The organism is Bacillus sp. EKM202B (genome assembly GCF_011066025.1).
GTDB classification, from domain to species: Bacteria; Bacillota; Bacilli; order Bacillales; family Bacillaceae_G; genus Bacillus_A; species Bacillus_A toyonensis.
Map to the genome: position 1 here is coordinate 33573 of NZ_JAAMNK010000032.1, position 12045 is coordinate 45617.

General features: G+C 33.7%; 10 protein-coding genes. 8 read left to right on the plus strand and 2 right to left on the minus strand.

All coding sequences use genetic code 11. The features are described 5' to 3' along the window. The first annotated feature begins 7 nt into the window (after positions 1–7). Complete coding sequence (locus G9F74_RS25020) at positions 8–487, plus strand: GyrI-like domain-containing protein (protein ID WP_000801034.1); 480 nt, start codon at positions 8–10, stop codon at positions 485–487. A gap of 1116 nt (positions 488–1603) precedes the next feature. Next, positions 1604–2296, plus strand: coding sequence for a hypothetical protein (locus G9F74_RS25025; RefSeq protein ID WP_000033278.1), 693 nt, complete (start codon positions 1604–1606; stop codon positions 2294–2296). Positions 2297–2731: 435 nt separating this feature from the next. Here the strand turns inward: G9F74_RS25025 and G9F74_RS25030 are convergent, their stop codons facing one another. Both G9F74_RS25030 and G9F74_RS30220 read right to left on the minus strand, forming a co-directional pair. Continuing rightward, positions 2732–2953 carry a hypothetical protein gene (locus G9F74_RS25030; RefSeq protein ID WP_000265911.1) on the minus strand — a complete coding sequence of 74 codons (222 nt, stop codon included), beginning with the start codon at positions 2951–2953 and terminating at the stop codon, positions 2732–2734. Positions 2954–2971: 18 nt separating this feature from the next. Next, positions 2972–3169, minus strand: a complete 198-nt coding sequence (locus G9F74_RS30220; protein ID WP_002104975.1) for a hypothetical protein — start codon at positions 3167–3169, stop codon at positions 2972–2974. A gap of 418 nt (positions 3170–3587) precedes the next feature. Between G9F74_RS30220 and G9F74_RS25035 the strand changes: the two genes are divergently transcribed. The 6 genes from G9F74_RS25035 to G9F74_RS25060 all read left to right on the plus strand — a co-directional run bounded on the left by G9F74_RS25035 (position 3588) and on the right by G9F74_RS25060 (position 11795). Next, positions 3588–4220 (plus strand): LysE family translocator, encoded by a 633-nt coding sequence (locus G9F74_RS25035; protein WP_000254117.1) that lies wholly within the window; start codon positions 3588–3590, stop codon positions 4218–4220. Between the two features lie 98 nt (positions 4221–4318). Then, entirely contained in the window at positions 4319–5080 is a 762-nt protein-coding gene (locus G9F74_RS25040; protein WP_016108838.1) for a glycosyltransferase family 2 protein, read from the plus strand. 583 nt (positions 5081–5663) lie between these two features. Beyond that, positions 5664–6386, plus strand: coding sequence for an RNA polymerase sigma factor SigI (sigI, locus tag G9F74_RS25045; protein ID WP_002093524.1), 723 nt, complete (start codon positions 5664–5666; stop codon positions 6384–6386). After that, positions 6376–7713 (plus strand): anti-sigma factor domain-containing protein, encoded by a 1338-nt coding sequence (locus tag G9F74_RS25050; RefSeq protein WP_002155825.1) that lies wholly within the window; start codon positions 6376–6378, stop codon positions 7711–7713. The genes sigI and G9F74_RS25050 overlap by 11 nt, the downstream gene beginning before the upstream one ends. A gap of 204 nt (positions 7714–7917) precedes the next feature. Further along, complete coding sequence (locus G9F74_RS25055) at positions 7918–11268, plus strand: trifunctional glycoside hydrolase family 18/polysaccharide deacetylase/glycosyltransferase family 2 protein (RefSeq protein ID WP_033668546.1); 3351 nt, start codon at positions 7918–7920, stop codon at positions 11266–11268. Positions 11269–11519: 251 nt separating this feature from the next. Then, positions 11520–11795 (plus strand): ArsR/SmtB family transcription factor, encoded by a 276-nt coding sequence (locus G9F74_RS25060; RefSeq protein ID WP_000660069.1) that lies wholly within the window; start codon positions 11520–11522, stop codon positions 11793–11795. The last annotated feature ends 250 nt before the right edge of the window (positions 11796–12045 follow it).

A 12045-nucleotide genomic window follows, 5' to 3' on the forward strand; every position in this document is an offset into this window, starting at 1 on the left:
TTTGTATATGAAAAATTATACTATAGAAGAAAAAGATAGCTTTATTGTGTTAGGTATTGGAACTGAAATTAAGAGTGAATACACAGACTTTGCTGGAATAAATAAAGAAAAGGAAGACTTTTGGTCGGCTGTTAAAGAAGATGGAAGGCTGGACACTTTAAAAGCTTTAGCTACAAATGAATACATTTTTTCCGTGAGCGAAGCGGTGAATAACAAAATGATGTATTATGCGGGTGTCATGACAGAAGCACAAATAGAAGAAGAATCTAGAGTGATTCAGTTTCCTAAGGGGGAATATGTAGTAGTGAAAGGTGAAGGTAAGACGGCTGAAGAGCTAAGTAATAAGCTTACTGGCATCGCCTTCGGTCAAGCTTTACCAGAAGCAAAGGATTTTGCCTATGTTGGTGGACCGAATACAACGGTTGAGATGGGGCAGAGAAATGGCTTATTATTTGGTGAAATGTGGATTCCGGTTGTTAGGAAGTAAAGTGATAAAAGGTGCGAATATGGAAAGTAGAGGCTAACGATCTTGTATTGTTGGCCTTTTTTCTGTGAACATAATATTTATAGTCAGCTACACACTATATTCTGATAAAAGGGAATTACTGTAAGATTGTGTTGGGTGAACAAAAAAGCTAGGAGTTCTTCTAGCATAAGGGTACAACTTAAAGTCGTAAAAGATAAAATAAATTAACGTTGTAATTAAACTTTAAATGTTAATTACTGTAGCAGTTAAATTACTTTCATTAATAGTGTTAGTTGATGTACCAATTCCCGAGGCATTCAGATTTAGACTGTATATATAAGTGCCGGGGGAGGGGTATCTATCCAGACTACTGAAACATTGTGTGTTCAATTAGTTGAAACATTCGCTGGTTTTTGAATATTATCTTGAGATTCTGACTGAACCGTAATAATAAAGGCATCTCTTTTCAGAATAAGAATTGAAGATACACTAAATTCTGTGAGAGGAATTAGAGAAGTATAATTAGTTCGGAAAACCCCTTCTAACTTTACTATTTCATTAACGCCTACACTAATAGCTGGTAATACGAGGGTAGTTGGGCTAGTTGCAGTATTATCACTTTGGTTAAATGTCAGTGAAATAATGCCAGGCGGCCCAGTATCGCCCTTTAGGGCACTATTTTGGGCACTAAATCAGGTGCCTTTTTACATTGGAATCGATGATACGATATTCCTACAGTTACTCGTTCTTTGAAAAGAGCATAACGTGGGGATAACGTATCTATGCGCTCATAATCAATGATCATAGCCGCTTTATCAAAATGTTACTGGAGAACTGGCATGGGCGGTAAGAATCCGCAATAAGGACTAAAAGACCAATTACATTTAAATATTTAGCCACGGTGCGTGAGTGTCGTGGCTTTTGTGTTTCTTATTGAGTTTAGTGTTTTCTATACTAGATTCATAAGTGATATAAAGGAATTTATAAAAAAGGTTACTTCTCATTAACTTTAGATACAAGGATAGTGTAATAGTGAAGATTTTGCTATTCATTTTTTGAATATTACTTTAAAATTTAGATAAAAAGATAGTATTACTTTTGATTAATTTTAAATGTCGAAATTGAGGGTGAATGCTAGTGTCTAAATTTACACAACAGGACCAAGAGGATTTTAAAAAAAATCTGCTTTATAAAAAAGATAAGAAATTTGTTGAATTTATCGTGGATAGTTATGTACATACCAAGGAGTTTTCTAATGATACTGATAGTTTATCTAATAAGGATAAATTAATGGAGTTAGAAAAAAATGATTTAAAGTATGTGAAAGCAAGAATAGAAAGTTTATCTGAGTACCATGATCCACTTAAAATGGATTCAATGATTCTACCAGCTGTTACGGTTTTATTTTCTGTACTTGCGACTGGATTTTTCGTTAATGCAAAGATGATTAATGGATCCACTAATTCTATGCAGATTAGTGGATTTACCGTAACAGGTTTCTGGATTTTTACAATCATAACTTTTATTCTTTTCGTATTGAGACCTGGTAAAAAGAAGCATAGTAAGATTATTTTCTTTAGTAAACTGGTTGACATATGTATTGAAGAGAAAGAACAGAAAAAAGAGCAAGAAGAAAAGAGAAGAGAGCAGAAAGAGAAAGAACAGGAAGAGCAGGAAAAGAGAAGAGAGCAGAGAGAAAAAGAAGAGAAAGAAAAGCAGCGAAAAGAGAGTGATTATAAGCTAGTACGTTTATACCTTGAAAAACTAGTTATGCAAGAAGAAATGAAGGAAGTAAAAAGAAGCAGAAGAAAAAGATATAAAAAAAGATGATTCGGTGAAAAGCGCCCATTTAGGTGCTTTTTTTGTACAAAACAAACGGACTCAATAAACGAAAAAACAGTGATGTATGAGAGGTGTATTTTATTAAATTGCATTTAATTTAAAATAAAATGTGAAACTTTTCAAGAGTAGCTATTTTTATTTTGTATAATAAATTTTAGGCGAACGATTCAAAACGTTAAAACAGGGATGTTCAACAATAAATACGCTATGATAATCCAGAATGGCTAAGCGAAAATGAAGATATAAGCGAACTTAATGTGAAAGATAAAAGAGAAAACGCTAAGAATCGTTGGCAAGGAAATGCAACCGAAACAGCTTATAGTAAATATACCGATTTTAAAGATTGGAACAAGTAAAAGTAGCGAATCCGCTTCTTTTTTATTTTGCATAGAAAAAAGGAAACCATAAAGGATTCCTTTTAAATTACGCTGTCTTATAAATTTTATTTTTAATCCTATTTTTAGTATCTATAAATGCGGCGTATGTAGCTATAGCACCACCTAAATAATAGACTTGGAATTTGTGGTCAAAAGCTAATCCTGTAATGAAATTGTAGCTGTATATAAAACAAGTTATACTGAACAACCATAACATGAACTTTAAATCTTTTAAGCTCAATCTATAATTCTTAATTCTTTTCCACATATGTATCAACTCTTATTGTCATGAGGCTCTGTAGTTTTTCTTTTTAAAATCACGCATGTTGAGGAAAAAGAATAAAAGGAAGATAACAGCTGCGATGCCATTAATCCAGTAGTATGTGCGTCCTGTTGTGAATCCGTTATAGAAGGAATAGACATTCCAAATTATAAGAAGTACTGAACAAACAGTAGAGATCATTAATGAGCCAAAACTTCTCATGATTTTCACCTCGATTCAAAATGTTAAAACTTATTTATAATTTCACATTCAAATAATTAGATTTACAAGAATAGGATGTAATAAAATGATTTAAAGAAATTACCATGGAAATTATTTGAAAGAACTTGGTGAAGGGGAAGGGGGAAGATTGGATGCATTAGCGGATGAGTTAAACGGTGTAGTAAATAACCATTGGTATTCGATCAAATAAAAAGTGCTAACAAGTTTGCAAACGAACTTGCTAACACCTATACGAATTAGACATAAAATGCCGTTGATATTTCATTTAAAAAAATAGATTTATTCAAGGAGATTTTAAAGTTTTACTTAAGGGAGCGAGAAGTATGAATCTTTTCTCTCCTCAATCATGATAAAATGTACAATAGGAAATTTTATGTAACATAAAGGGGGAAGGTTTATGGTCAGCTTGAGTACCTTGGTAGCTTTTGCAATTGTTTCGCTTAGCATGGTTTGTTCACCTGGGCCTAATATGATTTACCTCATTTCCCGTTCCGTTACGCAGGGACGTATGGCGGGATTTATTTCTTTATTGGGCATCATGCTCGGATTTGTAATCTATATAATCGCAACTATGTTTGGACTTACAGTTCTATTCGTTGCTGTTCCCGCTGTATATGAAGCAGTAAAGTGGGCAGGTGCTGCTTACTTGCTCTGGCTCGCCTGGAATTCGATAAAACCGGGTGCTACATCTATTATGGAACCTCGTATGATTTCTAATGAGCCACCAAGGAAATTATTTCTGATGGGACTCATGACGAATCTTCTGAATCCAAAGATTGCTATTTTGTATGTATCACTTCTACCTCAATTTGAAGATCCAGAGAAGGGATCGTTGCTTTTTCAAGGTGCAGTTTTGGGGCTTACGCAAATCACTGTTAGCTTTATAGTTAACCTTGTAATTGTATGTACAGCAAGTAAAATTGCAAAATGGTTTGGCACACGCCCAACGTGGCTACGAGTACAGCGTTGGCTTATGGCAAGTGTTTTAACGGGGCTTGCTGTACGTCTTGCTTTTGAACGTCGACAGTAAGAGCCTCTTTATCTGCAGTTTCTATAATATAACCTAATAAATATTAATATAAGTTATGTATAGCAGATATTTACCTTATAAAATAAGGGGGGAATATTATGACTGAGACAAACAAATTTTCAGGAGTCAATTTGAAAAAAGATGTGAAATTTTCTATTATAATTCCTGCACATAATGAAGAAAAGTACATTAGAAAATGTTTAGATTCAATTGCAAAGGCATCAGAGGCATATAAAGAGCAAACGGAAGTTATAGTTGTTTTAAATCGTTGCACAGATAAAACAGAGGAAATAGCAAAATCTTATAATTGTGTTACATTGAAAAATAACGATAAAAACTTATCTAAAATTCGAAATGCAGGGGCTAAAATAGCTAATGGAGAAATAATCGTCACTATAGACGCTGATACCATAATGACAGAGTCTATGTTGTCTAATGTAGATAAATATTTAACTTCAGGTAAATACATTGGTGGTGGGGTAAATGGGAAGTTTGAAAGAATATCTTTAGGAATATTTCTCTCCGCAATGTTAATAATAATTCCCTTACTTTTTAAGTACGGAGCTATATCTGTAGGGATTTTTTGGTGCTATAGAAAAGACTTTATGGCAATCAACGGATTTAATGAAAACATGCTTATGGCAGAAGATGCAGATTTCGCTAAACGGTTAAAAGAATGGGGAAAGAAAAATAATAAGAAATTCGGTACTATTAAAAATGGAATGATAACTTCATGCAGAAGATTTGATACATATGGAGACTGGACTTTACTTAAAAATCCAAAAGTAATTTTAGCTTATCTAAAAGGAAATGATAGAAAATACGCAGATAAGACATATTATGATAACCAAGAAAGATAAAAATGGAGAAAATCGGCAGAGGATAGCTAGTACTTTTTTAGATATAATGAGAATCCAACTTAATTTAATAGATATTATAAGAAAACCATCAATTTGATTATCCTTTTTCAAATTGATGGTTTTTTATTTTTGAAATAAATATGTATTTTTTATAAAAATATTTTTTGACCCCCATAAAACTATGTATTCCTCCGAATATGTATAGTGAAGAAAATAATTAGAAGAAAAATGACTATGAAAGAATATAGAAGTATTAATAAAATTACTAGATTAGGTGGGCATCTAAAATAAAAGGATGAAATTACCAATGGTATAGAGGAGAGTTATTCAAGGATTGCAGATAAAATAGAAAAAGAATAAGCAAAACGAACGGTAGAAAATAAGAAAGTAGATAAAAATACAAACTTAACTTTAGTGCCGAGAGAAAAGGAAAATCATTAAGAAAACGTTGGAAAAAGTTAGACTCTAAAAATATAACTAACAGCAAGAAAACAAGACCGAAGAAAAGTACCAAGAAAATCTGGTTAAATGGTCACTTGTGTAGTGGCCATTTTGCTATTTGAAGGAGGCTGGGAGATTACAAGTGTTGAGTTTAGTAATGAAGATCTTAAGAAAACCGAAAATAGAAGATATCGTATGTAACATACAAAACAACGAAGCAGATAAAGAAGCATTTATCGTACAGTATCAGCCTTTTATTAGAAAATCAATTTCATCTGTCTGCCGCCGATATATTACAGAACAGGATGATGAATATAGCATTGGATTGTTTGCGTTTAACGAAGCAATTGAACAGTATTCATATACAAAAGGAAAATCCTTTTTAGCGTTTGCTGATCTTCTTATAAAAAGAGATGTAATTGACTATATACGTAAAGAGTCTAAACATAACTTTGTCTTTTTAAAAGAAGATGAGCAAGAGGAAATGTTAGAAATGCAAGTGTCGCTTACGGAGTATATGAAAGAGATGGAAAATAGTAACCGTAAGGAGGAAATTCTTCATTTTCAAAGTGTGCTAGCTGAGTTTAAAATCACATTCTCAGAGCTTGCTAAAGAATCTCCTAAGCATCGTGATACGCGTGAGCACTTAATAGAAATTGTGAAAATTATTATAAAAGAAGAGGAAATGATGGAAGAGCTGTTCCGAAAGAAAAAGTTACCGCTTAAACATATTGAACCGCGTGTTAGGGTAAGTCGTAAAACGTTGGAACGACATAGAAAATACATTATTGCAATGTGTATTATTTTTGCAAACAACTATACATATATTCTGGATTACATAAGAGGGGAAAAGCATGATGAATAAAGGAATTGTGATGGATATAAAAAAGCATAGCGTAGTTGTTTTAACACCAAATGGAGAGTTTATTACGTGTAAAAGAAAAGGGGATTCTTGCATGATCGGGGAGGAAATCTCATTTGATGAGCAAGAACAAAAAGCATCGCATTTTTCGATTCCTTCCTTTTTAAAGCCTGCATCAATACTTGTTGCTTGTTTTCTATTTGCAGTGTTGTTTTTCTACAACCAACCAGAAGAAAAAGTATTTGCTTACGTCTCAGTTGATATAAATCCAAGTTTAGAGGTGAGCGTAACGAGGGATTTTCGTGTTATAGATTTACAGGCTTGTAATGATGATGGAAGGCGTATTTTAAAAGAATTGAAGCAATGGGAAAATAAACAATTGCAAGAAGTAATACGTACTATTATAAAGCAAAGCCAAGAGGATAAGTATTTAACGAATGATAAGCAAGTTATGCTAACAGCTGTTGCAAAGGACAAGGCACTAGAACCACAGTTGGAAAAGGCAATGAAAGAATTAAAGAAAGAATATGAGCTAAAACATATTACAGTTGAATATCAAAGTAGCACGATGCAAGTACGAGAGAATGCTAGAAAAGCTGGAATTGGCACAGGTGTCTATATAAAGCAAGAGAATGAAAAGAACAAATCGCTTACTCCCCCTGCCATGCCGTCTAATCCGGTGGAAAATGAAGAAGAGGTGCAATCACAGCCGGAGTCATCTCCTAATGCATCACTGGATTTGTCTCCTGTAGACGAAAAAAAATATGAAAAGCAAGAGCAGAAAGAACAAAAGAAAACAGAGGAACAGCCATCGAAGCAAATAAAAGAAAACAATGGAAGAGGATCTCAGCAAGAAAATAGAGGGAATCAGCAGGAGAATAACAGTAGAGAATCTCAACAAGGAAATAATGGGAATCAGCAAGGGAACAACGGAAGAGGGTCACAACAAGGGAATAATGGAAATGGGCAAGGGAACAACGGAAGAGGATCACAACAAGGGAATAATGGAAATGGGCAAGGGAACAACGGAAGAGGATCTCAACAAGGAAATAATGGGAATGAGCAAGGGAACAACGGAAGAGGATCCCAACAAGGGGATAATGGAAATGAGCAAGGGAACAACGGAAGAGGATCTCAACAAGAGAATAATGGAAATCAGCAAGGGAACAATGGAAGAAATCCTCAACAAGGAAATAATGGGAATCAGCAAGGGAACAATGGAAGAGGATCCCAGAAAGAAAATGATGGAAACGAGCAAGGGAACAATAGTAGGGGGTCTCAACAAGAAAATAGAGGCCACCAGCAAGGGAATGAAAAGAAGAATCAATAGAATCTGGAAGTGAGAGAGTCATTTCAAAGCTAAAAGGATGTATCTCGCTATTGTGGGCAGTAAAACTCCCATCTCAAAATTTGGCTGGGGCAAAGAAGTTAGGTGGGAGTTGGGCTGCTTGTAAATGCACAATTGGTGAGGGCTGATTAAAGTTGCACTTTATTATTTTATAGTTCTATTAAGAAGGAGTATGTGAAAAATATAATGGAGAAAAACATTCAACAAGAGAAAGATAAAGAAAAACCTGTTTTTTATGATCCGAAAGGAAGGAGAAACATAGCCTTTATTTGGTTTCTATGTATCTCAATAGTTAGTGTAAGTGTTGTATTTTATTTTTTCTTTCAAAGTATTTTTTCAACACCAGAAATTCCAAATATGAATACCGCTGTACAACAAGATACTAAACTTGTACCAATTAATCAAAAACTTAGTGATCAGCAGTTAAAGAAGGAAGAATTTAAACTAAATACCGAAACGAAGGATAATAAAAATTTGGTGAATTCGCCGAAGGATAGTAAACAACCTAAAGAAGTGTATGGTTTTTATGTAAACTGGGATGAAAATAGTACCGCTTCTTTAAAAGAAAATATCGATTCATTAACTACGTTAGTACCAGAGTGGTATCATTTAAAAGCAGATTTAACGATTAGAAGTGAGATAAAACCTGAGATAGTAAAGTTGGCAGAAAAAAATCAAGTGAAGATTATGCCTTTGCTTACTAACTATACTGAGGAAGCTTCTGGTCCTGATAGTGGGCTAATTCATAAGTTACTGAATTCTTCAAACGATGTAAAGACAAAGTTTATTAATGATTTAGTAAGCCAAGTTAAAAAGAATCAGTTTTCAGGTATTAATATTGACTTTGAGGCTGTACCTGAAAGTGATAGAGAAAACTTAACAAATTTTATGAAAGAACTTACTACGGAATTTCATGAACATGATTTACTCGTTACACAAGATGTTCCAGCTAATGATAAGGCTTTTGATTATAGTGCGTTAGCAAAAATAATAGATCGAATGATTGTAATGATGTACGATGAGCACTATGGAGCTGGGGAACCAGGACCAATTGCTTCAAATAAATGGTTCCAACATACATTGAAAGAACTGAATATTCCGTCTAATAAGCTTATAGTTGCTTTCGGTAACTATGGATATGATTGGGAAGTAAATAGTAAAGTAGCTGCGAAGTCTTTAACTTTCTCAGAAGTTATGGCAATGGCTCATGATTCAAATATGAAAATACAATGGGATAAGATGAGTGGAAACCCTTATTTTAGATATAAAACAGGAGAGAAAGAACATACTGCTTGGTTCTTAGACGGTGTTACTCTCTATAATCAAGTAAAAATCGCAATGGACAACAATGCAAAGGGGTTTGCATTATGGAGACTAGGAGCAGAAGACCCTACAATATGGAAGGTTTTAAAAAATCCTATTGAGGTACAAAAAAATCCTAATGTATTACATAAAATCAATAGTTTAGATGAAGTAAATTATTCTGGACAAGGTGAAATTTTACAGATTGAGAATGAAAGAAAAAATGGATTGAGAGATTTTAAAGTAGGCAAAGATGGTTACCTTACAGATGAAGTATATCACTCCTTACCATCTGCGTATGAAGTGCAACGATATGGAAAACCAAATGGAAAACAAGTAGTATTAACATTTGATGATGGACCAGACCCGAAATATACGCCAGAAATATTAGATATATTAAAAGAGAATAAAATAAATGCTGCTTTTTTTGTACTTGGTGAAAACGCGCAACTAAATACTAATATTGTAAAAAGAATATACGATGAAGGGCATGAAATTGGCAATCATACTTTCAAGCATCCTAACATAGCTGATACGTCTTTACTACGAACGAAAGTAGAACTTAATACGACGCAACGTTTAATTCAGGAAGTAACTGGACATTCTACGGTTTTATTTAGACCACCATATGAAGCGGATGCTAACCCGGATTCATCAAATGAAATATTGCCTATTTTACGTGCACAAAATATGAACTATACAATGGTAGGGGAAAAAGTTGATCCCGAAGACTGGGCAACACCATCAACAAATGAATTAGTAAGACGTGCTCTTAATCCTATTTATAAGGGAGAGGGAAATATTATTCTTCTCCATGATGCGGGAGGGAATCGTACCCATACAGTAGAGGCGCTCCCGATCATTATTAAAGACCTAAAAAAGCATGGATATAGTTTTGTAACAATTTCAGATTTAATGAATAAAGAACGAGATGAAATTATGCCACCTGTTTCTTCTGAGGGTAAGCAATATTTACTTTACAATAAAGCTGTCTTTTCAGGAGCGGGATATGCAAAGCATATATTAACAACGATTTTTTATATTGCTATTGGATTAGGTATTTTTCGATTCCTATTTTTAATTTATTTTGCATACAAGCAGAAAAAGACAGTAAGCGCCCGCTTATTTACTAATTCTTCTTATCAACCTTTCGTTACTGTTGTCATAGCAGCATATAATGAAGAAAAGGTGATAGCTAAGACGATTCGCTCCATTTTGGATAGTGATTATAGAGAGTTTGAAGTTATTGTTGTGGATGACGGATCGAAAGATGGTACGTCAAAAGTAATGGAAGAAACATTTTATAAGCATCCTAAAGTTCGTTTAATTCAGAAAGAAAACGGCGGAAAATCATCGGCAATGAATTTAGGGTTTCAGCAATCACGAGGAGAAATCATTGTTACGTTAGATGCGGATACTATTATTGCACAAGATGCTATTTCTTTAATGATTAGACACTTTGAAGATCATAATGTAGCGGCAGTTTCAGGGAATGTTAAAGTTGGAAATAGACGGAATTTATTGACTACTTGGCAACATGTTGAGTATATTACAGGATTTAACTTAGAACGTAGAGCTTTTGATGAGTTAAATTGTATTACAGTAGTCCCTGGAGCGATTGGAGCATGGCGTAAAAAGAATGTAGTTGAATCTGGTTATTTAAGCGAAGACACATTGGCAGAAGATACGGATCTTACTATTACATTTTTACGTCAAGGACATAGAATTGTATATGAAGAAAAAGCATATGCTTTTACGGAGTCACCTGAAGATGTGAAAAGTCTCATTAAACAACGATATCGTTGGTCATATGGTACACTCCAATGTCTTTGGAAACATCGAAAAGCGCTGTTTCATTCCAAACATAAAGCATTAGGATTTATTGCATTGCCCAATATGTGGTTATTCCAATATGTTCTGCAATTTATTGCACCTTTAGCAGATATATTAATGATTATGGGGATTTTTGGTAGCAATCCGCTAAAAGTATTAGGATTTTATCTTGTATTCTTTGTCATAGATCTTCTCGCTTCACTATTTGCATTTAAATTAGAGAAAGAGAATCCAAAACCATTAGCATGGTTAATTTTACAACGCTTTATTTATCGTCAATTTATGACGTATGTTGTCATTAAATCTATATTCTCATCGATTCGAGGAGTAGCAGTAGGGTGGAATAAACTAAAGAGAATGGGGAGTGTTAAACATTCCACGGAACATAAGGAAGCATCATAAGAGAGCAGATTATCTGCTCTCTTTTTCATTGATTTTAGCTAGTTGAATATAGAGTAGTAACATAAAACCTTCTGCTTCCATAACGAGATTTCTATTCATTACTGATAGTGAAACGTTATGTTAAGACACTCCTTTGTTTTCGGGCTAAAGTTTTTTTATATTTTTTTAAAATGACGGACACAAAAACGTATATGCTTTCGAATTATATATATGGATATCATTAATATTTATATAAAAGGGGAGAAAGAAACATGAAAGAAAAAAAAGAAATGTATGTAGAAATCGCTGAAGTATTAAAGGTATTGGCACATCCTGTCCGTTTATCCTTAGTAAAAATAATGCTTGCAAAAGGCGCTACGAATGTAACAACAATGTATGGGAATTTACAAATGCCCCAAAGTACAATTAGTCAACATTTATCCAAACTAAAGGCTGCTAAAATCGTAACAGGTACTCGAAAAGGATTAGAAATTTATTATGAAGTAACGGACAATCGTACAAAATCAATATTGGCATGTTTAGTATAAATGATGACTTGCTAGACTTCGCAGTAACAAATTATATAACTATCCATAACACTATTTATTTAAATGATATAGGCATCCTGTTGGACAATTTTTTTGCTACTCTTAACGTGAAGCTAGCAAGTAGCAAAATGAAACGATTTCAAAATGAAAAACGCTATTCTTTTCTATGATTTTACAGTGGTCTGACCCCATTTGGTGAGACAAAGAAAAAACACCTAGATAACATGTTTCCTATAAGCTATAGGTGACA